The following is a 25,529-nucleotide window of genomic DNA, read 5'->3' as shown; positions in this document are numbered from 1 at the left end:
AGTGAGCTTGCACTTTTGGGGCTTATCCGATGCTCAGTCCCTTTAAGCGGTCCTCTGGGTCCGCACGATGCGCTAGACCGGCTTTGCGGCCTTCGGCGGCAGGGGAAACAGGCCGGTGAAACGCCGGGCGAGGGCGCGGTCGCCCTCGACCTGAAGGGCTTCTGCCTGCTCAAGGGCTTCCAGCGGCTGGCCGCCATAGATCGCCCCGGCTAGGACCGGCGGCGTGCCCGTGAAGATCAGGTCGGCGCCGTCGAGAGCGCTGCGGCCGATCTCGATCCTTCCATCCGTCAGATGCGCCATGAACGTCTCCTCGCCGAGGCGGAAGCCCACCCGCGCCTCCAGGCCCTTCGCCCGCTCGGAGTCGAGCATCGTTCGCAGCGACAGCAGGAAGGATGCGGTGCTGAAGGGCAGGGTCGGATCATGCGAGGGCGAGCGCGCCGCCCAGCGGCCGAGAGCCTGAAAGATCGGCTCGCTCTCGTAGCCCCATTCCGTGAGTTCGTAGACCTGCGCCGCGGCAGGGGGCGGCAGCTTGCGCCGCACGAGCACGCCAGCAGCCTCCAGACCTTCGAGCCGCTGGGTGAGCACATTGGCGCTGATACCCGGCAGGCTCTCCCGCAGGTCGCTGAAGCGCTTCGGACCCAGCATGAGCTCGCGCATCACCAGAAGCGCCCAGCGCTCGCCCACGAGATCGAGCGCATGAGCCGCCGCACAGGCGTCCTCGTAGTGGCGCTTGGAACGGGCTTCCGGCTTTTCAGTTATTTTTTCTAACTTCATAGTTGCTATTCATAACTGAACGTGGAATCAATGTCAAAACAAGCCGGAGGGAGAGACCCAATGTCCAAGCTGATCTTCGTGAACCTGCCCGTCAGCGACCTGCCTCGGTCGATGGCGTTCTATGCGGCTCTGGGCGCCGTCAACAACGAGCAGTTCACCGACCACACCGCCGCCTGCATGGTCTTTTCCGAGACCATCCATGTGATGCTCCTGACCCATGACAAGTTCCGTCAGTTCACGCCCAAAGCGATTGCCGACGCCAAGAAGACCACCGAGGTGCTGATCTGCCTCTCGGCCGACAGCCGCGACGCCGTCGACGACATGATGAAGCGGGCCGACGGAGCCGGCGGCACGGTCGATATCGGCCCGAAGCAGGATTACGGCTTCATGTACGGCCGCAGCTTCGAGGACCTCGATGGCCACATCTGGGAAGTGATGTGGATGGACATGGACGCCGCCAAGGAAACCATGGGCGAGATGGCATCGGCCTAACGGTGGACAGGCCAAGGCAGAAACCGGCAGGCCGAAGGGATCTGCGTGGAACACAGGGGAGAAGACGATGCGCGTGATGGTTCTGGTGAAGGCGACGAAGGACAGCGAGGCGGGCATCATGCCCTCGACCGAGCTCCTCGAGGCCATGGGCAAGTTCAACGAGGAGCTGGTCAATGCCGGCATCATGCAGGCTGGCGAGGGGTTGAAGCCTTCGTCTCAGGGCAGGCGCGTGGCCTTCGACGGCCCGAACCGCACCGTTGTCGACGGGCCCTTTGCCCAGACCAATGAGCTGGTTGCCGGCTACTGGCTCTGGGAGGTCAGGGACATGGCCGAGGCGGTCGAGTGGGTGAAGCGCTGCCCTAATCCCATGCCCGGCCCAAGCGAGATTGAAATCCGCCCGATCTATGAAATGGCGGATTTTGCAGAGGTCATGACGCCCGAGGTCTCCGAACTGCACGATCGGACAAGCGAAAAGCTGGCCGACCGCTGACATCTCGTCGGCTGCTGCCGGGTAAGGGGGAACGAATGACAACGATGCCACACACGGCAACGGCAGAGACCGCTCCCACGAGCAGCGGCCTTGTCTGGACCGGACGAGCCTTGAGCGGTCTCGTCGTTCTTTTCCTCCTGTTCGACGGCGCCATCAAGCTGGTGCCGCTTCAGGTGGTGATCGATACGGTGGTCCCGCTGGGCTGGCCGGCAGATCCCGTGACCTGGCGTGCTCTCGGCGTCGTGCTGATCGCCTCCACCCTTCTCTATGCCTATCCGCGAACGGCCGTCCTGGGAGCGATCCTGATCACCGCCTATCTCGGTGGTGCCGTCGCCACCCAAGTGCGGGTCGGTTCTCCGCTCTTCAGCCACACCCTGTTCGGCGTCTATGTGGGCATCGTCCTGTGGGCCGGACTCTGGCTGCGCGATCCACGCATCCGGGCGCTGCTGCGCTGACGTTTCAACGATCACGCGGAAGGATCATTCCATCTTCACAAACGGGAGAACGCCTGCAACGACGCTTGGTCGTGGCTCGCGTGCAGGCCTTGCTTCGCAAGATCCTGTCAGGCGACAGCGGTGGCGAGCTGGATCTGCATCCCGTCGATGACTACGCGGTTGCGGCCTGCCGCCTTGGCCCTGTAGAGGGCTGAATCCGCCCGCTCGATCACTTCCTGAACGTCCTCGTCGCTGCGGCTGGCCATGGCGCCTCCGACGCTGACCGTCACCGCAATCCGGTGGTCCTGATGCTCGATGGTGAGGGCCTCAACAGCCCGGCGCAGGTTCTGGGCGACGGTGATGATCCCGGCCCCATCCACCTCATGCACGAGAACGACGAATTCCTCGCCACCGAACCGCGCCACCTTGTCGGAGGTGCGAAGGGCCTTGGTCAAAGCCGTGGCCACCGACCGGATCACTGTATCGCCGGCGACATGGCCATAGGTATCGTTGACATTCTTGAAGAGATCGATGTCGAGGATCAGCACGGCGACAGGGCGCTCGTAGCGCCGGTAGAGGCTGAACGCGTCATCGGCGAGAAGGCTGAAGCCCCGGCGGTTGAGCAGCCCGGATAGCGCATCCGTTTCGGCCAGATGCCGGAGGGTGGACACGTCCTTCGCATGCTGGGACGAGGTTGCGATCACCTGCTGCTCCGCAGCGCCGGCTCTGCGCAGGAGGGAGCGAAGGGCCGAGGAGAGCTGTACGATCTCCAGCGATCCGGTCACGCGCGGCAGCTGGGTGATGGCAGGGTCGCGGCCGATCCGGTTGGCGGCCTCGATGATCGTCTGCAGGGGGCGAACCACGCCTCGGGCAATGAAGAGGGCGCAGACCAGCCCGATGGCCGCGATGGCGCAGCCCAGCCCCATGATCATCCACACGATGCCTCGTGTTGCCGCAAATGCGATGCTGTCCGGCTGACGCGAGACGATAATCCAGCCGAGACCCGGGTAATCCCGGTAACCCTCGGCAGCGGCAAAGCCCGTGAGCATGGGCTCCGGCCCTGCTGCATCCTCGAAGGCGCCGGCTTTCGCCTGGCGCATGGACAGCACCTGCTCCTCGGAGAAAGGCCTGCTGCCGATCCGCGGCCCCAGAAGCATGGTTCCGTCGGCGGACAGGATCCAGAGCGATCTCCCGCCGGCATCGAACTGGCTGCCGAGGATGGACTGGCGCGTCTCATCGGCCCATGTCCAGCTCAGATGGACACCGATCACGCCAACGATGCGACCCGCATCGTCGCGAACCGGAGCGGCCACATCGACGAAACGGAAAGGCTCGTTGTTCGGTCCCGGACCGAGGAGCTTGGCCAAGAGCTTCGCCTCGTGCACGTCACCGACGGCAGGCCCTTTGAGCCCGTCCTGGAACCAGGGCCGGGCCTGCACGGACTGACCTTCCAGCATGCCCTGCGTTGCCGCCCGCACCGTTCCGTCGGGCGTGGCATATCCGATCCAGGCATAGTCCGGGTAGGACGCCTGGATCCGCTCAAGCGTCTGACGGATGCCCGCAGGCTCTCCGGTCCAGATCGCGTTCAGAGCCGGCATCGCGGCGAGGTTGCGGGCCTCCCGGTACCGCTCGAACATGCCGCGGTCCAGGATCTTGGCGATCACGGCAGCCTGCTGCGCCTCATGGGCCATGACGATGCCGCGAACGCGGCTCTGAGCGATATAGGCTGCGCCCACCGCAACGATGCACACGAGCGCAAAGCACAGGACGCCGACCAGCAGGGTCACCTGCTGCCGGAGCGATCGATGGCGCATGGCCAACATCGCGGCTGTCCGCCGAAGATAAGTCATGGGCGTCGAGCCTTACCCTGTCCTGCCTTGTCTTGATGATACCTTCCAACAGATCGGTTAAGGGAATCCTTCCGCAGCGGCATCTGCGTTGAAAGTTAAAGCAAAATCTTCCACGCGCCCGGCGCAGAAACGAAAAAAGGCAGGGCAGCTTTCAACTGCCCCGCCTTTCTGAATGGTGATGGGATGGCGTCAGACGTCCAGGTTCGCCACCGAGAGGGCATTCTCCTGGATGAACTCGCGGCGCGGCTCCACCACGTCGCCCATGAGCTTGACGAACAGGTCGTCGGCGTCGGTGGTGTCCTTCACCTTCACCTGGAGCAGCGAGCGCACGTCGCGGTCGAGGGTCGTTTCCCAGAGCTGCTGGGCGGTCATCTCGCCGAGGCCCTTGTAGCGCTGGAGCTGCAGGCCCTTGCGGCCGGCGGAGAGCACCGACTGGAACAGGGAGAGCGGACCGTCGATCTGCATCTCGTCGTTCTTGCGCACGAGCTTGGCCGGCCTCGCGTAGACGTCCTGCAGGGAGGTGGCGCGCTCGTCGAGCTTCTTCGCTTCCTGGCTGGCGATGAGCGCCTGGTCGAGGGTTGCGGTCTGCGTCACGCCGCGCACGGTGCGGGAGAAGACGTAGCCACCCTCGCGCACCTCACCGGTCCAGCCGCGCTCGATCTCCTCCGAGATCGCATCGAGGCGCTGGGCGATGTAGGCCGCCTTCGCAGGACCCTGCTGCGGATCCTCGGCAACGTCGGGACGAAGCGCACCGGCAATCGCTGCCTGCTCCACGATCTTACGGTCGTAGCGGGTGTGCAGGCTGTTGAGCACCTGGCGCACGAGACGCGACTCGTCGATCAAGCCTTTGAGCTGATCGCCCTGGAACGATACGCCGGTTTCGAGCTGCAGCGCGGCGTTCTCGATTCCCTCGCCGATGAGGTAATCTTCCAGCGCGCGCTCATCCTTCAGATAGATCGACGACTTGCCGCGGGTCGCCTTGTAGAGCGGCGGCTGCGCGATGTAGAGGTGCCCGCGCTCGATCAGCTCCGGCATCTGCCGGAAGAAGAAGGTGAGCAGCAGGGTGCGGATGTGCGAGCCGTCCACGTCCGCGTCCGTCATGATGATGATGCGGTGGTAGCGCAGCTTGTCGAGGTTGAACTCTTCGCGGCCGATGCCGGTGCCGAGCGCGGTGATCAGCGTGCCGATCTCCTGGCTGCCCAGCATCTTGTCGAAGCGCGCGCGCTCCACGTTGAGGATTTTTCCGCGCAGGGGAAGAACGGCCTGGAAGGAGCGGTCGCGGCCCTGCTTGGCCGAGCCGCCGGCCGAGTCGCCCTCGACGAGGAGGATTTCGCACTTCGACGGATCGCGCTCCTGGCAGTCGGCGAGCTTGCCGGGGAGAGACGCGATGTCGAGCGCGCCCTTGCGCCGGGTGAGCTCGCGCGCCTTGCGGGCCGCCTCGCGGGCGGCGGCGGCTTCCACCACCTTGCCGATCAGCGTGCGGGCCTCCTGCGGGTGCTCCTCGAGCCAGTTGTTGAGGGCCTCGTTGACCACGTTCTCGACGGCGGGGCGCACCTCGGACGAGACGAGCTTGTCCTTCGTCTGCGACGAGAATTTCGGGTCCGGCACCTTCACGGATACGACGGCGGTCAGGCCCTCGCGGCAATCGTCGCCGGTGAGCGAGACCTTTTCCTTCTTCGTCATGCCGGAGGATTCCGCATAGCCGTTCACCTGACGGGTGAGCGCTGCGCGGAAGCCCGCGAGGTGCGTGCCGCCATCCCGCTGCGGGATGTTGTTGGTGAAGCAGAGCACGTTCTCGTGGTACGAGTCGTTCCACCACAGGGCCACTTCCACGCCGATGCCGTCCTTCTCGGACCGGATCATGATCGGCTGCTGGATCAGCGGGGTCTTGGCGCGGTCGAGATAGCGCACGAAGGCCTCGACGCCGCCTTCGTACATCAACTCCTCGCGCTTGTGCTCCGCATGGCGCTTGTCGGTGAGGATGATGCGCACGCCCGAGTTCAGGAAGGCGAGTTCGCGCAGGCGGTGCTCCAGGGTGTTGTAGTCGTACTCCACCATGGTGAAGGTTTCCGTGGAGGCCAGGAAGGTCACTTCCGTGCCGCGCTTGCCATCGGCGTCGCCCACGACCGCGAGAGGCGCGACCGCATTGCCGTGCTTGAACTCGATCTCGTGGGCCTTGCCGTTGCGGTAGATGCGCAGCTTGAGCCAGCTCGAGAGCGCGTTCACCACCGAAACGCCCACGCCGTGCAGGCCGCCGGAGACCTTGTAGGAGTTCTGGTCGAACTTACCGCCCGCATGCAGCTGGGTCATGATGACTTCGGCCGCCGAGATGCCTTCGCCCTTGTGGATGTCCGTGGGAATGCCGCGGCCGTTATCGGTGACGGTCACCGAGCCATCCGCATTGAGCGTGACCGTGACTTCCGTTGCGTGACCAGCCAGCGCCTCGTCGATGGCGTTGTCCACCACCTCGTAGACCATGTGGTGGAGGCCCGAGCCGTCGTCGGTATCGCCGATATACATGCCCGGCCGCTTGCGCACCGCATCAAGGCCCTTGAGCACCTTGATCGATTCAGCGCCATAGGCGTCGGCATTCACGTTGATAGCAGGTTCGGCCATTTGGGATCCTTCGGAGCGCAGCAAAAAGGGGGAGGCGTGCGCTCAGGTTTTGATTCGTCAGATCAGTTATTTAGGTGCGAATGGTTGAAATTTCACCCCCACGCGCATACGCGCGCGTGAAAACGGGCGGAAAATCCACCAAAAACTGCCGAATCAGGGCGCGTGAGGGGCGGTTTGTTGCCTCAGGGGCTCGAAAGCGATCAGCGCGCCGCCACGGCCGCTGCGGCACCTGCCATGACCGTGCCGGTGGTCCGGTTGAGGATACGGATCGCCCGCGGGCTGGTGAAGAGGCGGCGCGCCCGGGCGGCCAGGGCGATGTACCCGGTAAAGACGACGCCCAGCACCGTCAGGGTCGCAACCACGAGCTCGGCAAAGCCCAGCAGATTGATCCGTGTGAGGTCGAGGAAGGTGGGCAGGAGCGCCAGGTAGAACACCATGACCTTCGGGTTGCCCATGGTCACGGCAAGGCCGGCGAGGAAGAGCTTGGCCGGGTGCTCCGCACGGCTTTCAGCCTCGATGTCCTGGGCCATCACGGGCGCGGTCCAGATCTTGTAGGCGATGTAGAGCAGATAGGCCGCGCCCAGGTACTTCACCACCAGGAATACCCCGTGGAAGGCCTGGGCCAGGGCGGCGAGGCCCAGGATCGCGAACGAGAGCCAGACCACGTCGCCCAAGGCCACCCCGATGCTGAAGGCCACCGCCTCCTTCGGCCCGCGCCCCAGCACCCGCGCCACGATGGCGGCGATGCCAGGCCCCGGCGAAGCCGCGGCGATGAAGAGGGCGGAGGAGAAAAGCAGAAGGCCTGCGAGATCCATGGCTCAGAATCCAAGGGCGACCAGAAGCGGCGTTGCGATCCAGAATACGACATGGGAGGCCATGTGGGCCAGCATGGCGTGTTCCAGGCTGCGACAGGCATAGAGCCCCCCGAAGAGAAGCCCCAGAATTCCGTTCAGCGCAAGCGTCCTGACGAGCAGGATATGATCATCCGCCTGCATCATCGGGGCGGCGGCTCCGAGATGACCGGCGGCGAAGATGAGGGCGGTCAGAAGAACGGCGGTCCAGGTCAGCATGGAGCGCCCGCGCCCTCCGGTCAGGCGGAGACCCAGCCAGAGAAGAAGAGTCATCAGGCCGAACCGCATCATGAGCTCTTCCGTGATCCCGCCGTAGAGGAGGCCGAGCAGGCGGCCCGCCAGCGTGACCTCGTCCAAGCGGGGAACGCGTTCGAAGGCCGCCGGAAAGGCTCCGCGAAGAATGAGGTCGGCCAAGGCGACGCTCGATGCGAACAGGATGGCCAGGGCGAGCGTGGATCCCCAGCCCTTTGCCGCCGGCCCCAGCGGGTCGCCGCGCAGGTGGCGCAGGATCAGAGAGGTCAGGCCGGCTTTCTCCGTCAGTGCGACGCCTAGCGCGACAGTGAAGAGCAGAATGACGGCAGGCTGCCCTAGCAGCAGAAGCGCAAGGGCCGCTCGCGACAGGGCCGGCGCACCGGGCAGCCGGCTTGCCTGCTCGATGGAGGCCTCCATGAGAGGGATGAGCGCGAGAACGCCCAAAAGCCCTAAACCGCTCATGACGAGGAAAGGCTTCAGGAAGCCGGCCGACGACTTCATGGCCGGTCCAGAGGCTCGATCCGCCCGGGCTGGACCTGGAGCAGGTCGGCCCGGCCCTCGAGCTCCACGAAAAGGCTTGGATCCGCGCCGGTCATCCAGACCTGCCCGCCAAGGGATTCCAGTGCCGCGAAGAGGCCGGCCCGGCGGCGCGGGTCGAGATGGGCCGCAACCTCGTCCAGCAGCACGAAGGGCGCGATGCCGCTCATGCTGGCTACCAGCCGCGCATGAGCCAGCACGAGACCGATGAGCAGGGCCTTCTGCTCGCCCGTGGAGGCCGTGTTGGCCGGAATGTCCTTGGGGCCGTGGCGGACGAGCAGGTCTGAGGCCTGAGGCCCCACGAGGGTGCGTCCGGCAGCCCGGTCGCGGGGCCGGTATTCCCGTAGGGTGGCCCGGTAGCGGTCCTCGGCATCGACGGCCGGCAGGGTGGCCACCAGGGTGTCGAGATCGCCCTCCAGGCCCATCGTGGCGAAGGGGAAGGGGGACTCCTCCTCGCGGGTCTCCAGGATCAGGGCTGCGAGGCGCTCGACGGTCTCCCGGCGGGCGGCCGCGACCGCGATGGCGAGCTCCGCCACCTCGCGCTCCAGCGCATCGAGCCAGAGACGATCGTCCGGGTTTTCCTCCAGCACGCGGTTGCGTGAGCGCAGCGCCCGCTCGAGTGCATTCACCCGCGTGCCATGCTCTGCATCGACGGCGAGCACGAGCCGATCGAGAAACCGGCGCCGGTCGCCGGCAGGGCCGCGGAAGAGGGCATCGAGGTCGGGGGTGAGCCAGACGATGCGCAGGTACTCGGCAAAGGCAGTCGGCGAGGAAGCCGGCATCCCGTCGATGCGGCATATACGCGAAGCCCGTGCCGTCTCGCTCTGCGGCTCCAGGCCGGTGCCGAGCCGGTGCTCGCCGTAAGGCGCATCGAGGGTGACGGACACGGCAAACGAGCCCGGCCCTTCCTTGCGCGCCATCTCGGCAAGTTCCGCGCGCCTGAGGCCACGGCCGGGCATGAAGAGCGAGATCGCCTCCAGCACGTTGGTCTTGCCCGCGCCGTTCTCGCCCACCAGCGCCACCAGCGGGCGCGAGACGGTGAGATTCAGGCTCGCATAGGTGCGGAAATCCTGAAGGATCAGACGGGCGATTCGGGAAGCGGCAACGGGGGCGGTGGACATGCGCCCCCTTCATTCAGGAGCGGGCGCGAAAGATCAAGCGTCGGCACGGCCGAACCGTCACGCGGATCGTCATGGCCGGGCTTGTCCCGGCCATCCCGGTAAGAAGGGCGTTGCGTCTTCCTGAGGCGAGATCACCGGCACAAGGCCGGTGATGACGCGAAGTTTGATTGTGAAGATGACTCCGGAGATGCGGCTTACACCCGCATCGGCATCAGGACGTAAAGCGCCGCAGCGCCCTCGCGGTCCTGGATGATCGTGGGGGAGCCGGGATCGGCGAGCTTGAACACGGCGGTGTCGCCGTCGAGCTGGGATGCGATATCGAGGAGGTAGCGGGCGTTGAAGCCGATATCGATCGACGCCGCATCGTAATCGACCTCGAGCTCTTCCGTCGCGCTGCCCGAATCCGGGTTGTTGACGGTGAGCGTCAGACGTCCGTCACCGAGCGCCAGCTTCACGGCGCGGCCGCGCTCCGACGAGATCGTTGAGACACGGTCCACCGCTTTCGAGAAATCGGCGCGCTCGACCACGAGGACCTTGTCGTTTCCGGCCGGGATGACGCGCTGGTAGTCGGGGAAGGTGCCGTCGATGAGCTTGGAGGTCAGCACCACGCCGTCGAAGGTCAGCCGCACCTTGGCGGAGGACAACTCGATGGTGATGTTTTCGGAGCCATCCTCCACGAGCTTGACGATCTCGGCCACGGCCTTGCGCGGGATGATGACGCCGGGCATGCCCTCCGAGCCGCCCGGCGCCGGGATCTCGACGCGGGCGAGGCGATGGCCGTCGGTGGCGACGGCGCGCATGACGATGGTGCCGCCCACGTCCAGCGTGTGGAGATAGATGCCGTTGAGGTAGTAGCGGGTCTCTTCCGTGGAGATCGCGAACTGGGTCTTCTCGATCAGGCGCTTGAGGTCGGCGGCCGCCAGGGTGAAGCGGTGCGGCAGGTCGCCGGCGGCGAGATCCGGGAAGTCGCTCTCGGGCAGAGCCTGCAGCATGAAGCGAGAGCGGCCGGAGCGGATCTGCATCTGGCCCATATCGGGCGTCATTTCGAGGGAGACCTGCGCCCCGTCGGGCAGCTTTCGCACGATGTCGTAGATCATGTAGGCCGGGACGGTGGTGGAGCCGGCCTCCGTGATGTCGGCCGGGATCGTCTCGGTCACCTCGATGTCGAGGTCCGTGGCCTTCAGACGCAAGGAGCCCTCTCCGGCCCGCAGCAGGATGTTGGAGAGGATCGGAATGGTGTTGCGGCGCTCGACGACGCGGTGCACGTGCCCCAGCGCCTTCAGCAGAGCGGCGCGCTCAACGGTAACTCTCATAACCTTCGACACCCGGTTTCGGTGAAATTCTTGGCTCGCGCCCGCGGCAGGTCGCCCTTGGGCGGGACAAGCAGGGCAGCAAGATTGGCTTTTGTCGGCGGAGAAAGCAAGGCCGGGGCTATTCTGGCCCCGGCGACAGGCCGGAACCCGGCCTCGATGGTCCTATTCCTGCAGCATGCGCTTGAGGAGCTCGACCTCGTCGGAGAGCGCGTGGTCCTCGCCCAGAGCCTTCTCGATCTTGCGCACGGCGTGGAGCACCGTGGTGTGGTCGCGCCCGCCGAAGCGGCGGCCGATCTCGGGCAGGGAGCGCAGCGTCAGCACCTTGGACAGGTACATGGCGATCTGGCGCGGTTTCACCACGGCGGCGGTGCGGCGCTCCGAGAGGATATCGGAACGGGAGACGTTGTAGCGCGAGGCCACCAGCTTCTGGATGTCCTCGATCTTGACCCGCTTGGGCTCCCGGTTACGCACGAGATCGCGGATCGCGGCCTCGGCCGTCTCCAGGGTGATGGCGGAGTTCGTGAGCGTCGCGTGCGCCAGCAGGCGGTTCACGGCGCCTTCGAGGTCGCGGCCGTTGGCCGTGATGGAGCGGGCCACGAAAGCGATCACGTTCGGCCCCACCTCGAAGGTGGGATGGATCGTCTTCAGAGCCTCGATGCGGGTGGTGAGGATCGAGGTGCGCAGCGCCTCGTCGAGAGCGCTGACCTCGACCACGAGGCCGCCGGCGAGGCGCGAACGCACCCGCTCGTCGAGATTTTCCAGATCCGCCGGCGGACGGTCGGCGGCGATGACGATCTGGCGGCCCGCATCGATGAGGGCGTTCAGGGTGTGGCCGAATTCCTGCTGGATCTGCTTGCCCTGGATGAACTGCACGTCGTCGATGATGAGCAGGTCGATGCCGCGCAGGCGCTCCTTAAAGGCAAGCGATGTCTGGGCCTTCAGGGAGGCGACGAAGCCGTACATGAAGCGGTCGGCCGTGAGGTAGATCACCCGGCGGCCCTGGGCGCGCACCGCATGGCCGATGGCATGCAGAAGATGCGTCTTGCCCAAGCCCACGCCCGCATGAAGGTAGAGCGGGTTGTAGATGGCCTGTCCGTTCTGCGCATGGGCGACCCGATCCGCCGCCGCATGGGCCAGCGCATTGGAGCGGCCGACGATGAAGCTCTCGAAGGTGAGACGGGGATCGAGCGGGGCGCCGCCGAGTTCGCCGCCTTCGCCGCGCTCCTCGTGAGAGGAGGGTGCAGCAGGAGCCTTGATCTCATGATTCATGCTCGGCATCGCCATGGAAGGAGCAGAGGCCGGGCGCGGAGCTTCGCTCGCCCGGCGCTGGGATGCAGGATCGCGTCCGAGGGTGCTGCGCACGCCGATGGACACCCGCTCCACGTCACCGGCTTCAGAGCGGTAAACCGCAAGCACCCGATCGGCGTAGTGAGATTCGATCCAGCTCTTCAGAAAGCGGGTGGGAACGGTCAGATAAGCGCAGCCCTCGATCACCGAGTCCAGCTCCAGGCGTCCGAACCAGCTGGCGAAGATATCCTCGCCCAGCTCGGCCCGAAGGCGGCGCTTGACCCGCGCCCAAACTTCAGAGGCCGATTGCTCGCCCGGAACATCCATGCCGTTCTCGCTCGGAGCGGCAAAGGTGCGATGGTCTTCGCTGCGATACATCAATGTCCCTCCACGAGGCTTCCCCCTGTTAAGGCCGGAAACCCCTACGCATGTCCCGTTTCTGAACACCAAGGCACAGATGCCTCACAGGTTATTCAGAACGTGGCGCCCCCAATTGTACTAAAGATTATTTGTTCGATTTTAAGTGGAGATGATCGTCATCTGTCATCTCCTTGGTCTTCACTCAAGGTCTGGCAAGTTTACCTCGCGATAAAGGATGAGTCTGCGCTTGCTTCTTGAGAGAGTGAAACAACAGCTTATCCCCGCGCATGGTGTCTTTAGTTCAGGCTTTGAGTGAATGACTTAACGGCGAGCCGTCGAAGCAAATGGACCTTACACAGGGTGCGGGAGGGCGTGCAATATGGCTGAGTCGAGTCTCAACCTCCCGGGAGCACCCGATGGCGTTCACAGGCTCGTCCACAGGTTTTGAATCTGGGCTGTAAATCGCTGACTCTTCAACTGATTCACTGTGTCATCACAGCCTGTGCGCAGTCCCGAAAAAAGAGTTTTTGCGCAACCTTGATTCAGAACCGATTCGCTCCGAATCGAGGGTGATTCTGATGCTTCGCGATGCTTTGCCTGCTAAGCTGTTGAATCCAGTCGATCTTTTATGTGCATTTTGAATCCACACTGTGGAGCCTTCACCCTGTCATACGGGGATAAAGTCAAGCTCTCGTGTGGATAAAATTTGGACGTAGAATCCAGCATCGGGCATGAAAAAACCCGGCCTCTTGGCCGGGTCTGATCCGTGATGGAAAGGCAGCTTCGAGGGCTGCTTTTTAGGCGCTGAGCGTCTTGATGCGGCTCGCGAGGCGCGAGACCTTCCGCGACGCGGTGTTCTTGTGCACGATGCCCTTCTGGGCCGCGCGCATCATCTCCGGCTCGGCAGCGCGCAGGGCGGCTGCAGCCTCGGTCTGATTGCCGGAAGCGATGGCCTCTTCAACCTTGCGGACGAAGGTCCGCATGCGGCTGCGACGCGACTTGTTGATCGCGGTGCGCTTCGCGATCTTGCGGGTCATCTTCTTGGCGGACACGGTGTTGGCCATGGCCCATCCTCGTTCTTTTTAAAATCCCGATGGCCAAGCTCAAGCCCATGGGAGAGCTCCGGCAGCGATCGGTTGATTGCATGGAAACCGAAGAGCCCGCGGGACGCGCGGGCTCATGTGAGGCGGCTTATAGACGCGAACCCTGCGAACGTCAACGACCATAGGCCTTTGCGCGTCAAAAAAGCGCCAAAAGGCCCTGGCGCCAGGGGTTGGCGGGGTCGAGCAGGAGCCTGAGCGCCATCAGGCTCGACACCACGACCAGGAGCGGGCGGATGAGCCGGGAGCCCAGTCTCATGGCAAGCCGCGACCCAACCTGGGCTCCGAGCAGGGACGCCACGGACATGGCGAGCCCTAGGGGCCAGATCACCGCGCCTGTCGCAGCGTAAAGAAGGAGACTGCCGAAATTGCTCGCGAAGTTGACGAGCTTGGTATGGGCGGTGGCCTTCACAACCCCGTAGCCCAGCAGCGTCACGAAGGCGAGCATATAGAAGGAGCCTGCCCCCGGCCCGAAGATGCCGTCATAAAAGCCGATGGCCACCGGGGCGGTGAGGCCGAAGGCGAGAGCCGTCATGCGGGCCTGGGCATCCTCGTCCTTCATCTTGCGCGAGAGGGCGAAGTAGATCGCCATGGCGATCAGCATGACCGGGATCAGCACTTCGAGCACGGCACGCGGCAGGAACTGCACGCACAATGCCCCGGCGATGCTGCTCGTGAAGGCCACCAGGGTAAAGCCCCAGGCCTTCTTCCACTCGATCAGGCCTTTGCGGCCGAAGGTGTAGGTGGCGGAGGCCGCCGCCACCGAACCCTGCACCTTGTTGGTGGCGATCGCCTGGGCCGGATCGAGGCCGGCGAGCAGAAGGGCCGGCACGGTGAGAAGCCCGCCGCCTCCCGCGATGGCATCCACGAAGCCCGCGAGAAAAGAGATCGCGGTCAGAGCCGCGATCATGTCGAAGCCGATGTCGGGCACGATCAGCCGTTCTTGAACTCAGGGGGGCGCTTGCCGACGAAGGCCGCCATGCCTTCCTTCTGGTCGGCGGTGGCGAACATGGCGTGGAACAGGCGTCGCTCGAAGCGGATGCCCTCCGAGAGCGAGATCTCGTCGGCCCGGTTGATGGTCTCTTTCGTCATCATGGCGATGGGCAGCGACATGGACGCGATGGTGTCCGCCGTCTTCAGGGCGTCGTTGATGAGATCGGCCGCCGGCACCACCCGGGCGACGAGCCCGGAGCGCTCGGCTTCCTCGGCTCCCATCATGCGGCCCGTCAGGCACATCTCCATGGCCTTGGCCCGGCCGATGAGGCGCGTGAGGCGCTGGGTGCCGCCCATGCCGGGCATCACGCCGAGCTTGATCTCGGGCTGGCCGAACTTGGCGTTGTCCGCCGCGATGATGAAGTCGCACATCATGGCGAACTCGCAGCCGCCGCCCAGGGCAAAGCCCGCCACCGCGGCGATCATGGGCTTGCGCCGCCCCGACACCTTCTCCCAGCCGGAGAAGAAGTCGGCCATGTAGGTGTGCGGATAGTCGAGCTCCGCCATCTCCTTGATGTCGGCGCCGGCCGCGAAAGCCTTCTCCGAGCCGGTGATGACGATGCAGCCGATGTTCGGGTCCGCCTCGTAGGCGTCGAGCGCCTGGTTGACCTCGCCCAGGAGCGTGGAATTGAGGGCATTCAGGGCCTGCGGACGGTTGAGGGTGATCAGCCCCACCTTGCCGCGCGTCTCCGTGAGAATCGTCTCAAAAGCCATGTGACATCTCCTGCTCGATGATGGGACACCGGTAGGCGAGGGCGCATGACCCGGCAAGTGAAAATCGGGAAGCCCTGACTTGAGTTCAGGAGCGCTTCTGGCATTCCGGACAGTAGAAGGTGGAGCGGCCGGATTGCACCAGGCGGGTGACGGTGCCGGTGCAGTCGGGCGTGACGCAGGGCTCGCTCTCCCGGTCGTAGACCCGGAACGAATGCTGGAAGTAGCCCAGCGACCCATCCACCTGGGCATGGTCGCGCAAGGTGGAGCCTCCAGCTTCCACCGCCTCGGCGAGCACGTCCCGGATGACATCCGCGAGCTGGCGCGCCTTGTCGGTCGGCTCGCCCTTCTTGGTCACGAGCGATCCGGCCGGAGCCTCCGGATGAAGGCCGGTGCGGAACAGGGCTTCGCACACATAGATGTTGCCGAGGCCGGCAATCAGGCGCTGGTCGAGGAGAGCGGCCTTCAGGGGCGTGCGCTTAGCCATGAACAATCTGGCGATGGTCTCGCCCGAGAGCTCGTTGCCGAGGGGCTCGATGCCCATGCCGGCAAAATGCTTCGAGGTCTCGATCTCCTGGCGGGGCGCCAGATCCATGAAGCCGAAGCGGCGGGCGTCATTATAAATGACGGTCGCCCCGTTTGAGAGCCCGAACACCACATGGTCGTGAGCCCCCAGGCCTCCATGCTCGTGATGGAACTCGCCGGGCATCCGGGTGGCGCCGTCCTTGGTTACGAGAAAGCGGCCGGACATGCCCAGATGCATGACCAGCACCTCGCCGGAGGAGAGATCGGCCAGGAGATACTTGGCCCGGCGGCCGAGCGCCTTGACCTCCTGCCCCTCCAGACGTTCGCAAAACCGCTCGGGAAAGGGAAAGCGCAGATCCGGGCGGCGCTGGGTCACCTTGGTGAAGCGGGCTCCCACCATGGCGGGCTCCAGGCCGCGGCGCACGGTCTCGACTTCGGGCAGTTCAGGCATCAACCATCTCTCGGCTTCTTGAGGGCTCTTACATAGCCTTTAGGCCCCGCTTCCGCTATGGATCGCGACACTAGTGCATCGTGCGGAAAAGTGGTTTCCGGTTTTCCGCGCCCAACGATGCGCGCTTTAAAGGGTGGAGCATCGGATATATCCGATGCTCCAGGTGACAAGAGGCTCAGACATCATGACCGACGAGAACACCCATTTCGGGTTCCAGTCCGTGCCCCTGGGTGAGAAGCAGGGCAAGGTCAACGAGGTCTTCCGCTCGGTGGCAGGCCGCTACGACCTGATGAACGACCTCATGTCCGCAGGCCTCCACCGTGTCTGGAAGGACGCCCTCATCTCCACCCTGCGCCCGCCCCGCGACCGGCCGTTCCGCCATCTGGATGTGGCCGGCGGCACCGGGGACGTGGCCTTCCGCATTCTCGATCAGGGCGGGCCGCAGACCCGCGTGACGGTGCTCGACATCAACGGCGAGATGCTCAAGGTCGGCGCCGAACGGGCCGGCCACCGCTATGAGGGCCGCATCGACTTCGTCGAGGCCAATGCGGAGGAGCTGCCGCTCGAATCCAAGACCTACGATGCCTACACCATCGCGTTCGGCATCCGGAACGTGCCGCGCATCGATGCGGCGCTTCGCGAGGCGCACCGGGTGCTGAAACCCGGCGGGCGCTTCCTGTGCCTGGAATTCTCCAAGGTCGACGTGCCGTTGCTGGACAGAATCTACGACGCCTATTCCTTCAACGTGATCCCGAAGCTGGGAGCGATGGTGACGGGGGATGCGGAATCCTACCAGTACCTCGTCGAGTCGATCCGCCGCTTCCCGCCGCCGGCGGCCTTTGCGCGGATGATCGAGGAGGCGGGCTTCAAGCGCGTCACCCACCGCACCCTGACGGCCGGCGTCGTGGCCATTCACTCGGGCTGGAAGATTTAAAGCGTGATCGGCAGCCTCTTCCACCTCGCTCGTAACCTGCGCGCCGGCTTCGTCCTGGCGCGCGAAGGCGCTTTGGCGCTCGTCGATCCGAGCGCCCTGCCCCCCGCCGCGCGCTTCGGGTTGAAAATGGCCCGCCTCGTCGAGCGTCCCCAGGCGGGCGACGGCGCGGCGCGGCTGTCGAAGGCCCTGACGCGGCTCGGGCCCTCTTACGTGAAGTTCGGCCAGTTCCTGGCGACCCGCCCCGACATCGTCGGCGTTGCGGCCGCCCGCGACCTGGAACGCCTGCAGGATCGCATGCCGCCTTTCCCGCGGGCGGAGGCGGTGCGCATGGTCGAGATCGCCCTCGGCCGTCCGATCGACGTGCTTTTCCTGGAGTTCAGCGAGCCGATTGCCGCCGCTTCCATCGCGCAGGTCCACCGGGCCCGCATCCGAACCGCAGAGGGCGAGGAAACGGTGGCCGTGAAGGTGGTGCGGCCCGGCGTGCGCGAGGGTTTCGCCCGCGACCTGCAGGCCATGCGCGCCGCCGCCCGCCTGTTCGAGCGCATGGTGCCCGATGCCAAGCGCCTGAAACCCCTTGAGATCGTGGAGGCGCTGGCCCGCTCCGTGGCCGTCGAGATGGACCTGCGTCTCGAAGCAGCGGCCGTCTCGGAATTGGCGGAGAACACCAAGGACGATCCCGATTTCCGGGTGCCGAAGCCCGAATGGGACCTCACCGCCCGCGACGTGCTCACCACCACCTGGATCGAGGGCATCCGCCTCAACGATCTTGCGGCCATCGAGGCCGCCGGCTTCGACCGGGTGGCGCTGGGGCGCACGGTGATCCAGTCCTTCCTGCGCCATGCCATCCGCGACGGCTATTTCCACGCCGACATGCATCCGGGCAATCTGTTCATCGATGCGGAAGGGCGGCTTGTGGCTGTCGATTTCGGCATCATGGGCCGGCTCGGCATGAAGGAGCGGCGCTTCCTCGCCGAAATCCTTCTCGGCTTCATCCGCCGCGATTATCTGCGCGTGGCGCAGGTGCATTTCGAGGCCGGATACGTGCCGCCGCACCATTCGGTGGAGGATTTCGCGCAAGCGATCCGCGCCATCGGCGAGCCGATCCACGACCGGAGGGCCGACGAGATCTCCATGGCGAAGCTCCTGACGCTTCTCTTCGAGATCACGGCGCTGTTCGACATGGCGACCCGCATCGAGCTCGTCATGCTGCAGAAGACCATGGTTGTCGTGGAGGGCGTCGCCCGCAACCTCGACCCGAAGCTCGACATGTGGACCACGTCCGAGCCCGTGGTGCGTGATTGGATCGAGCGCAATCTCGGGCCGCTGGGCCGCGCCGAGCAGGCGGGCCGTGGCCTGTGGACGCTGGCCGGCGTGATCGGCGACCTGCCGGAGCTGGCCCTGCGCGCCGAGCGGGTGCTCAACCAGCTCGAGGACGTGACGGCGCGGGGCGTGTCCCTCAATCAGGACAGCGTCGCGGCCATCGGGCGCGCCGAGGCGCGAGGCAACCGCTGGGGCGTGGCGGCCTTGTGGATCATTGCGGCCTCGCTGATGATCATGCTGTTCAGGGGCTTCGCATGACGACGCTTTCCGGCAAACGCATCCTCCTCGTCATCGGCGGCGGCATCGCGGCCTACAAATCGTTGGATCTCATCCGCCGCCTGCGCGAACGCGGTGCCTCCGTGCGTTGTATTCTCACCAGCGGCGCGCAGCAGTTCATCACGCCGCTCGCCGCCTCTGCGCTCACCGGACAGCGCTCCCACACGGATCTCTTCGACCGCGAGGACGAAGCCGATATCGGTCACATCAAGCTTGCCCGCGATGCGGATCTGATCGTGATCGCTCCGGCGACCGCCAACCTCATGGCCAAGATGGCCGGCGGACACGCCGACGATCTCGCCTCCACGGTGCTGCTCGCCACCACCCTGCCGATCCTGATCGCGCCGGCCATGAACGTGCGCATGTGGCTGCACCCGGCGACGCGGCGCAATCTGAAGACCTTGCAGACGGATGGCGTTCACGTGGTCGGGCCCAATGACGGTGCCATGGCGGAGGCCGAGTTCGGCCCCGGCCGCATGGCGGAGCCGCTGGAGATTGCGGCTGCCGTGGAGCGTCTGCTGGCGCCCTCGGGCCCGCTCGCCGGCAAGCACGTGATCGTCACCTCCGGCCCGACGCATGAGCCCATCGATCCGGTGCGCTACATCGCGAACCGCTCCTCCGGCAAGCAGGGCCACGCCATCGCGAAGGCCGCCGCTGAAGCCGGTGCGCGCGTCACCCTGATCGCCGGCCCCGTGACCCTTCCCGATCCCGCGGGCGTGACGGTCGTGCATGTGGAGAGCGCCCGCGAGATGCTGCAGGCCACGGAGCAGGCGCTGCCCGCCGATATCGGCATCTTCGCTGCCGCCGTGGCCGACTGGCGCGTCGACAATGCGGGCGAGCAGAAGATCAAGAAGAAGGACGGCGCGTTGCCGAACCTGTCGCTCGCGGAGAACCCGGACATCCTCGCCACCATCGCACGACACGCAAGCAACCGCCCGCCGCTCATGGTGGGCTTCGCGGCCGAGACCGAGAACGTGATCGAGCATGCCCGGCAGAAGCTCGCCAAGAAGGGCTGCGACCTCATCGTCGCCAACGATGTCTCGACGGCAACGGGCGTGATGGGCGGCGACAGCAACACCGTGCATCTCGTCACAGCCTCCGATGTGGAGACCTGGCCGACCCTGTCGAAAACCGACGTGGCGAAGAAGCTCGTCGAGCGTCTCGGCGCGATGGTGGGAGGCAGCAGGCCATGAGCCACCGCTTGCGCATCCAGCGCCTTGCCCATGCGGCCGATCTGCCGCTTCCCCGCTATGAAACAGCCGGTGCGGCGGGCATGGATCTCACCGCCGCCAATCCTGCCGACGCGCCGATCGTCCTGCAGCCGATGCAGCGTGCGCTCGTTCCCACAGGTCTTGTGCTTCAACTCGAACCCGGCTTCGAGGCCCAGGTGCGTCCTCGCTCGGGATTGGCTTTCAAGCACGGCGTCACGGTGCTCAATGCACCGGGCACCGTCGATGCGGATTATCGCGGCGAGGTGCAGGTGCTGCTCGTCAATCTGGGCTCGGAGCCCTTCGCCGTCACGCGCGGCATGCGGATTGCTCAAGTCATCGTTGCACCCGTCATTCAGGTGGAGCCGGTTGAGGTGGAGCAGGTGGATGAAACACCTCGTGCCGCCGGCGGTTTCGGCTCCACGGGTTTGGGGTAGGGGCATCCGCCATGAACTTTCTCTCACGCCGCTCGCTTCTCGCCATCGCGGCCGTCACCGACATCGCCCTCCACGCCCGGCCACTGCCGGTCTCCGCCAAGGCTCTGGCCGCCCGGCACAACCTGCCGCCGCGCTATCTCGAGCCGGTTCTTCAGGCTCTCGTGCGCCAGGGGATCCTCAAGGGCGTGCGCGGACCGCGGGGCGGGTACGAGCTGGCCCGCGAACGGCGCCGGATCACCGCGGGCGACATCGTGCGCATCGCAATGGCGGCCCTGGAGGAGGATGGCTCGTCGCCCATCCCCGAATCTCGCCTGGCCGAGGCTGTGGTCAGCCCTCTGGTTCAGCGCGGCACCGAGGCTTTCCTGAGCGAACTCGATCAGGTCACCGTCGAAGACCTGTGCCAGAAAGCGCAGGCGGAATCGGCTGTCGAGCCGGTCTCGGCCGTGGATTTCACAATTTGATATGTAGATTATTCCAAATATCGACAGCTGCTGCGGAAAAAGATAAACTTCCTCCAATCTGAAGGAGGATCTCATGGCTGACACCGTCAACGCATCGGGTACCGGCACCAAGCCCGGCCGCGGCCGCATCTATGGCTCGATTACGGAAACCATCGGCAATACCCCGCTCGTGCGTCTCAACAGGCTGCCGCGGGAGCATGGTGTCGATGCCGAGATTCTCCTCAAGCTCGAATTCTTCAACCCGATCTCGAGCGTGAAGGACCGCATCGGCGTCAACATGGTCGAGTCCATGGAGGCTGCCGGCCACATCAAGCCCGGCGCGACCCTGATCGAGCCGACCTCCGGCAATACGGGCATTGCCCTCGCCTTCGTGGCGGCGGCGCGCGGCTATCGCCTGATCCTGGTGATGCCCGAGACCATGTCGCTCGAGCGCCGCAAGATGCTGTCCTTCCTCGGAGCCGAGCTCGAGCTCACGCCCGGTCCCCAGGGGATGAAGGGCGCCATCGCCCGCGCCGAGGAGCTGCTCCGCGAGATTCCCGGTTCGGTCATCCCGCAGCAGTTCAGGAACCCGGCCAATCCGGAGATCCACCGCAAGACGACGGCCGAAGAGATCTGGAACGATACCAACGGCCAGCTCGACGCATTCGTCTCGGCGGTGGGCACCGGCGGCACGATTACCGGCGTCGGCCAGGTGATCAAGCCGCGCCTGCCCTCCTTGAGGGTGATTGCCGTGGAGCCCGAGGACTCGCCCGTGCTGTCCGGCGGCCAGCCGGGCCCGCACAAGATCCAGGGCATCGGCGCGGGCTTCGTGCCGGACGTGCTCGACCGCTCCGTGATCGACGAGATAGTTACCGTGGGCAACCAGACCGCTTTCGACATGGCGCGCAAGCTCGCCAAGCTTGAAGGCATTCCGGGCGGCATCTCGACGGGTGCCAATGTGGCGGCAGCCCTCGAAGTGGCCTCGCGGCCCGAGTTCAATGGCAAGCGCATCGTCACGGTCGCCTGCTCCTTTGCCGAACGCTACATCTCGAGCGCGCTCTTCGAAGGGCTCTGAGCTCTCATCCAGGAAGACGATCCAAGGGCGGCCTCCGGGCCGCCCTTTTTGTTGGCGCAGGCTCCAAGCTTGGCCAGAACTTCCCCTGATCCCTCGGGTTCTCCTTGCGACACACGAATTCAAAGGTTTTCAAGGAGTTCATCATGGCGGACCGCAAAGCTCCCCATTCGTTAAAGGACCAAGACGCGGACCAGATCCGCAACGAGCAGCGCGGCGGCATCGACAGCCCGGTCGATCCCAACCAGGACGGCGGCGTCGAAGGCAACGCGACTCTGCGACGTGTGTGGAGCCAGCCCGGCGGCGAGGCCTATGCCTATCGCCAGGGGCAAACCGGCCAGACCAGCAAGGCCGGGCATGACGGCCACGATGAACTCACCGCCGCCGAGACCCCTGAGACCACCAAGCATCTGAGCGACGCCACCCTGTCTCCGAACGACAAGGATGCGACGGCCGAGGCCATCGAGCGGGCGACTGCCGTCAACGGCAAAGAACAGGGCTGACAGGAGAGCGCCATGGGCAATGCAGGTTACGGCAATCACACCGAAGACACGAAGGACTACGTCGACATCAAGCGGACCGATCCGCAGGGCGACCAACAGGTTCCGTCCGACAAGCAGCCCGGCGACAAGCAGCCGGCGGCAGGCCCTCACAGCAAACCGTCGCTGACCAACCCGGACTCGACGCCCGGTACGGGCGCCCTGCCTGATGCGGGCGACCGGGACGCGACCGACTCGACCAGCTCATAAGGATGATGCAGCGATGGCAAATCCCGACAACAAGTCCAATCAAGCCACTGAAGAAGATATCAGCGCTCCGCGTCTGACCCCCCAGGGCCGCGAGAACCCTGAGGCCGCGGGCGAGGATTCGACGAACCCGATGGGCGAGGGTGCCAAGAAGGGACAGAGCGACAAGGCCGAAGGCTGAAGCACAGGCCCGTCGGCCAACAGCGAGGGAAGCCATGCCGGCTTCTCTCTACAATCCTCCGTCCCTCCCATAGACCCGGAAGCCTTCCCGCTCGCAGAGGCGCTCGTAGTAGCGTTCGACCTCCCGCAGATCCGGCCGCTCGAGCGGAATGCTCTTCCAGCGATGGACCGACAGGCCAATGACGATGTCCGCGCAGGTGAAGTTTGGCCCGGCGATATAGGCGCCGGTGCGGGCGAGCTCCCGGTCCAGCACCTGGACGGCTGAGCAGAACGACTGCCAGGACGCGGCGATCTGCTTTTCGTCCTGGAAGTTCGGGTTCCTGCGCACCGTCGCCTGGAAGACGTAGCGCCAGGTGTTGTTGAAGTCGGAGACCTGCCAGTCCATCCACTTCTCGACCTGCGCCCGCCTGGCGGGATCGGAGGGCAGCAGGTCGTCACGGCCTTCCCGCGCCGCCAGATAGCGGACGATGCTGTTCGATTCCCAGAAGAGCTGGCCTGCGTCCTCCAGCACCGGGATCATGCCGACCGGATTGAGCTTGAGAAACTCGGGATCGGTGACAGGCCGTGTGCCGCCGCCCCAGTCGATGCGCTCGAACGGGAGGCCAAGCTCCGCGCAGGTCCAGAGCACCTTCCGGACATTGATGGACCCTGCATATCCGTGAATCGTCAGCATGTGCCTTCCCCATCTTTGCTTATGAAAAAGGCCGCTCCGGAGAGCGGCCTTTCAACTGTTGTCCGAGGCGCTCGTTTTAAGCGCTCAGGGCTTCCTTCGAACGCTCGGCGCGCTTGCGGTCGTTCGGGTCGAGGATCGCCTTGCGGATGCGGATCGACTTCGGCGTCACCTCGACGAGCTCGTCGTCCTGGATCCAGGCCAGCGACTTCTCCAGCGTCATGCGGATCGGCGGGGTCAGGCGCACCGCCTCGTCCTTGGAGGTCGTGCGGATGTTGGTGAGCTTCTTGCCCTTCAGCACGTTCACCTCGAGGTCGTTCTCGCGGTTGTGCTCGCCGATGATCATGCCCTGGTAGACCTTCCAGCCGGGCTCGATCATCATCGGGCCGCGGTCTTCGAGGTTCCACAGGGCGTAGGCCACGGCCTCGCCGTTGTCGTTCGAGATCAGCACGCCGTTGCGCCGTCCCGCGATCTCGCCGCGATAGGGCTCGTAGGCGTGGAACAGGCGGTTCATGATCGCGGTGCCGCGGGTGTCGGTCATCAGCTCGCCCTGGTAGCCGATGAGGCCGCGGGTGGGAGCGTAGAACACGAGGCGCTGACGGTTGCCGCCGGAGGGGCGCATCTCGACCATGTCGGCGCGGCGCTCGGACATCTTCTGCACGACGACGCCGGAATGCTCCTCGTCCACGTCGATGACCACTTCCTCGATGGGCTCGAGAAGCTGGCCGGCCTCGTCCTTCTCGAACACCACGCGGGGACGCGACACGGCAAGCTCGAAGCCCTCGCGGCGCATGGTCTCGATCAGGATCGCGAGCTGCAACTCGCCGCGGCCCGAGACGTAGAACGAGTCCTTGTCGGCCGCTTCCTCGATCTTGAGGGTCACGTTGCCTTCCGCTTCCTTGAACAGGCGGTCGCGGATCATGCGGCTCGTGACCTTGTCGCCCTCAGTGCCCGCGAGCGGGCTGTCGTTCACGATGAACGACATGGTGACGGTCGGCGGATCGATGGGCTGGGCCTGGATCGGAATGTCGTTCTCGGGCGCGCAGAAGGTGTCGGCCACCGAGCCCTTCACCAACCCTGCGATGGACACGATGTCGCCGGCCTCGCCGAGCTCGATGGGCTGGCGCTCAAGGCCGCGGAAGGCCAGGATCTTGGACACGCGGCCGGTCTCGACCACCTTGCCCTCGCGGTCGAGGACCTTGATCGACTGGTTCGGCTTCACCGACCCGGAGGTGATGCGGCCCGTGACGATGCGGCCCAGGAACGGGTTGGCCTCGAGCAGGGTGCCGAGCATGCGGAACGGGCCCTCTTCGGTCTTGGCCGGGGGCACGTGCTCCAGCACGAGGTCGAACAGGGGCGCCAGACCCTCGTCGCTCGGGCCTTCCGGGGACTTCGCCATCCAGCCGTTGCGGCCGGATCCGTAGAGGATCGGGAAGTCGAGCTGCTCGTCGGTGGCATCGAGCGCCGCGAACAGGTCGAACACCTCGTTGATGACCTCCGTGTGGCGGGCATCGGGACGGTCGATCTTGTTGATGGCGACGATCGGCTTGAGGCCGATCTTGAGGGCCTTGGACACCACGAACTTGGTCTGCGGCATCGGGCCTTCGGCCGCGTCCACGAGGACGATGGCGCCATCCACCATGCTCAGGATGCGCTCCACCTCGCCGCCGAAATCGGCGTGGCCGGGGGTGTCGACGATGTTGATGCGGGTGTCCTTCCAGACGACCGAGGTCGCCTTGGCCAGGATGGTGATGCCGCGCTCCTTCTCGAGGTCGTTCGAGTCCATGGCGCGCTCTTCCACGCGCTGGTTCTCGCGGAAGCTGCCCGACTGCTGGAGGAGCTTGTCGACGAGGGTGGTCTTGCCATGGTCGACGTGGGCGATGATGGCGATATTGCGTAGTTTCATAAGGGGTCTTTCAAAGCAAAGCAGCCCGGCTCGCGGCAAGCGTGGCCGCGCCCCTGGCTCGTACCGGGCGAAATCTGATGCGCTGCAATATAATGATAAGAGAGCGGCGGCAATAGGGCAGCTTGTCTCCCATGCTCAAAGAACAGCCAGCACCTTGGGGCCCGCAGCGTGAGCTGCGAGCCT

The 25,529-nt window shown here is 65.3% G+C and carries 26 protein-coding genes; 12 read left to right on the top strand and 14 right to left on the bottom strand.

Annotated elements, in window-relative coordinates:
- Window positions 1-72: 72 nt before the first annotated feature.
- Window positions 73-774, bottom strand: a complete 702-nt coding sequence (locus MA07_RS18200) for a winged helix-turn-helix transcriptional regulator (protein WP_036354278.1) — start codon at window positions 772-774, stop codon at window positions 73-75.
- A gap of 60 nt (window positions 775-834) precedes the next feature.
- On the opposite strand from MA07_RS18200, the gene MA07_RS18195 reads away from it, so the two are divergent.
- The 3 genes from MA07_RS18195 to MA07_RS18185 all read left to right on the top strand — a co-directional run bounded on the left by MA07_RS18195 (window position 835) and on the right by MA07_RS18185 (window position 2,211).
- The gene (locus MA07_RS18195) at window positions 835-1,266 is read left to right on the top strand and encodes a VOC family protein (RefSeq protein ID WP_036354275.1); all 432 of its coding nucleotides are present in this window, start codon (window positions 835-837) and stop codon (window positions 1,264-1,266) included.
- A gap of 67 nt (window positions 1,267-1,333) precedes the next feature.
- On the top strand, window positions 1,334-1,756 hold the full coding sequence (locus MA07_RS18190; RefSeq protein WP_036354272.1) for a YciI family protein: 423 nt from the start codon (window positions 1,334-1,336) through the stop codon (window positions 1,754-1,756).
- Window positions 1,757-1,791: 35 nt separating this feature from the next.
- On the top strand, window positions 1,792-2,211 hold the full coding sequence (locus MA07_RS18185) for a DoxX family protein (protein ID WP_244445281.1): 420 nt from the start codon (window positions 1,792-1,794) through the stop codon (window positions 2,209-2,211).
- A 107-nt stretch (window positions 2,212-2,318) separates the two neighbouring features.
- Here the strand turns inward: MA07_RS18185 and MA07_RS18180 are convergent, their stop codons facing one another.
- The 11 genes from MA07_RS18180 to mutM all read right to left on the bottom strand — a co-directional run bounded on the left by MA07_RS18180 (window position 2,319) and on the right by mutM (window position 16,157).
- Window positions 2,319-4,004, bottom strand: a complete 1,686-nt coding sequence (locus MA07_RS18180; RefSeq protein ID WP_160195457.1) for a sensor domain-containing diguanylate cyclase — start codon at window positions 4,002-4,004, stop codon at window positions 2,319-2,321.
- A gap of 225 nt (window positions 4,005-4,229) precedes the next feature.
- Window positions 4,230-6,656 (bottom strand): DNA topoisomerase (ATP-hydrolyzing) subunit B, encoded by a 2,427-nt coding sequence (gyrB, locus tag MA07_RS18175; protein WP_036354266.1) that lies wholly within the window; start codon window positions 6,654-6,656, stop codon window positions 4,230-4,232.
- 200 nt (window positions 6,657-6,856) lie between these two features.
- On the bottom strand, window positions 6,857-7,471 hold the full coding sequence (locus MA07_RS18170) for a LysE family translocator (RefSeq protein WP_036354263.1): 615 nt from the start codon (window positions 7,469-7,471) through the stop codon (window positions 6,857-6,859).
- Window positions 7,472-7,474: 3 nt separating this feature from the next.
- Entirely contained in the window at window positions 7,475-8,260 is a 786-nt protein-coding gene (locus MA07_RS18165; RefSeq protein WP_036354260.1) for a CPBP family glutamic-type intramembrane protease, read from the bottom strand.
- On the bottom strand, window positions 8,257-9,417 hold the full coding sequence (recF, locus tag MA07_RS18160; protein ID WP_036354257.1) for a DNA replication/repair protein RecF: 1,161 nt from the start codon (window positions 9,415-9,417) through the stop codon (window positions 8,257-8,259). The genes MA07_RS18165 and recF overlap by 4 nt, the downstream gene beginning before the upstream one ends.
- A gap of 194 nt (window positions 9,418-9,611) precedes the next feature.
- On the bottom strand, window positions 9,612-10,730 hold the full coding sequence (dnaN, locus tag MA07_RS18155; protein ID WP_036354253.1) for a DNA polymerase III subunit beta: 1,119 nt from the start codon (window positions 10,728-10,730) through the stop codon (window positions 9,612-9,614).
- A gap of 162 nt (window positions 10,731-10,892) precedes the next feature.
- Window positions 10,893-12,344, bottom strand: coding sequence for a chromosomal replication initiator protein DnaA (gene dnaA, locus MA07_RS18150; RefSeq protein WP_052003320.1), 1,452 nt, complete (start codon window positions 12,342-12,344; stop codon window positions 10,893-10,895).
- A gap of 830 nt (window positions 12,345-13,174) precedes the next feature.
- A complete protein-coding gene (rpsT, locus tag MA07_RS18145; RefSeq protein WP_036354247.1) occupies window positions 13,175-13,441 on the bottom strand; it encodes a 30S ribosomal protein S20 in 267 nt (88 codons plus the stop codon).
- Between the two features lie 175 nt (window positions 13,442-13,616).
- A complete protein-coding gene (locus MA07_RS18140; protein WP_152568914.1) occupies window positions 13,617-14,408 on the bottom strand; it encodes a TSUP family transporter in 792 nt (263 codons plus the stop codon).
- A 2-nt stretch (window positions 14,409-14,410) separates the two neighbouring features.
- On the bottom strand, window positions 14,411-15,184 hold the full coding sequence (locus MA07_RS18135; protein WP_036354244.1) for an enoyl-CoA hydratase: 774 nt from the start codon (window positions 15,182-15,184) through the stop codon (window positions 14,411-14,413).
- An 85-nt stretch (window positions 15,185-15,269) separates the two neighbouring features.
- Window positions 15,270-16,157, bottom strand: coding sequence for a bifunctional DNA-formamidopyrimidine glycosylase/DNA-(apurinic or apyrimidinic site) lyase (gene mutM, locus MA07_RS18130; RefSeq protein ID WP_036354241.1), 888 nt, complete (start codon window positions 16,155-16,157; stop codon window positions 15,270-15,272).
- Between the two features lie 184 nt (window positions 16,158-16,341).
- Between mutM and ubiE the strand changes: the two genes are divergently transcribed.
- From ubiE to MA07_RS30515, 9 genes are all read left to right on the top strand, one after another.
- Window positions 16,342-17,091, top strand: coding sequence for a bifunctional demethylmenaquinone methyltransferase/2-methoxy-6-polyprenyl-1,4-benzoquinol methylase UbiE (gene ubiE / locus MA07_RS18125; RefSeq protein WP_036354600.1), 750 nt, complete (start codon window positions 16,342-16,344; stop codon window positions 17,089-17,091).
- A 3-nt stretch (window positions 17,092-17,094) separates the two neighbouring features.
- Window positions 17,095-18,669 (top strand): 2-polyprenylphenol 6-hydroxylase, encoded by a 1,575-nt coding sequence (gene ubiB / locus MA07_RS18120; RefSeq protein WP_036354239.1) that lies wholly within the window; start codon window positions 17,095-17,097, stop codon window positions 18,667-18,669.
- Entirely contained in the window at window positions 18,666-19,880 is a 1,215-nt protein-coding gene (gene coaBC / locus MA07_RS18115; RefSeq protein WP_036354236.1) for a bifunctional phosphopantothenoylcysteine decarboxylase/phosphopantothenate--cysteine ligase CoaBC, read from the top strand. The genes ubiB and coaBC overlap by 4 nt, the downstream gene beginning before the upstream one ends.
- Entirely contained in the window at window positions 19,877-20,332 is a 456-nt protein-coding gene (gene dut, locus MA07_RS18110; protein WP_036354233.1) for a dUTP diphosphatase, read from the top strand. Before coaBC ends, dut begins: the two co-directional genes overlap by 4 nt.
- A gap of 11 nt (window positions 20,333-20,343) precedes the next feature.
- Window positions 20,344-20,793 (top strand): Rrf2 family transcriptional regulator, encoded by a 450-nt coding sequence (locus MA07_RS18105; protein WP_036354230.1) that lies wholly within the window; start codon window positions 20,344-20,346, stop codon window positions 20,791-20,793.
- Between the two features lie 73 nt (window positions 20,794-20,866).
- Complete coding sequence (cysK, locus tag MA07_RS18100) at window positions 20,867-21,847, top strand: cysteine synthase A (protein ID WP_036354227.1); 981 nt, start codon at window positions 20,867-20,869, stop codon at window positions 21,845-21,847.
- Window positions 21,848-21,990: 143 nt separating this feature from the next.
- Window positions 21,991-22,347, top strand: a complete 357-nt coding sequence (locus tag MA07_RS18095; RefSeq protein ID WP_052003292.1) for a hypothetical protein — start codon at window positions 21,991-21,993, stop codon at window positions 22,345-22,347.
- Between the two features lie 12 nt (window positions 22,348-22,359).
- Window positions 22,360-22,593: a hypothetical protein gene (locus MA07_RS18090; RefSeq protein ID WP_036354223.1), complete on the top strand. Its 234-nt coding sequence runs from the start codon at window positions 22,360-22,362 to the stop codon at window positions 22,591-22,593.
- A gap of 13 nt (window positions 22,594-22,606) precedes the next feature.
- Window positions 22,607-22,771: a hypothetical protein gene (locus MA07_RS30515; protein ID WP_200879390.1), complete on the top strand. Its 165-nt coding sequence runs from the start codon at window positions 22,607-22,609 to the stop codon at window positions 22,769-22,771.
- Between the two features lie 48 nt (window positions 22,772-22,819).
- On the opposite strand, the gene MA07_RS18085 is transcribed toward MA07_RS30515, so the two are convergent.
- Together MA07_RS18085 and typA are read right to left on the bottom strand one after the other, a co-directional pair.
- Window positions 22,820-23,443, bottom strand: a complete 624-nt coding sequence (locus MA07_RS18085) for a glutathione S-transferase (protein WP_036354220.1) — start codon at window positions 23,441-23,443, stop codon at window positions 22,820-22,822.
- Window positions 23,444-23,519: 76 nt separating this feature from the next.
- Window positions 23,520-25,346 (bottom strand): translational GTPase TypA, encoded by a 1,827-nt coding sequence (gene typA / locus MA07_RS18080; RefSeq protein WP_036354217.1) that lies wholly within the window; start codon window positions 25,344-25,346, stop codon window positions 23,520-23,522.
- Window positions 25,347-25,529: the final 183 nt, after the last annotated feature.

It is taken from the genome of Microvirga sp. BSC39, from assembly GCF_000739015.1.
Lineage (GTDB): Bacteria > Pseudomonadota > Alphaproteobacteria > Rhizobiales > Beijerinckiaceae > Microvirga.
The sequence above is the reverse complement of the archived record's forward strand: the minus strand, read 5'-3'. Positions and strand labels throughout refer to the sequence as shown.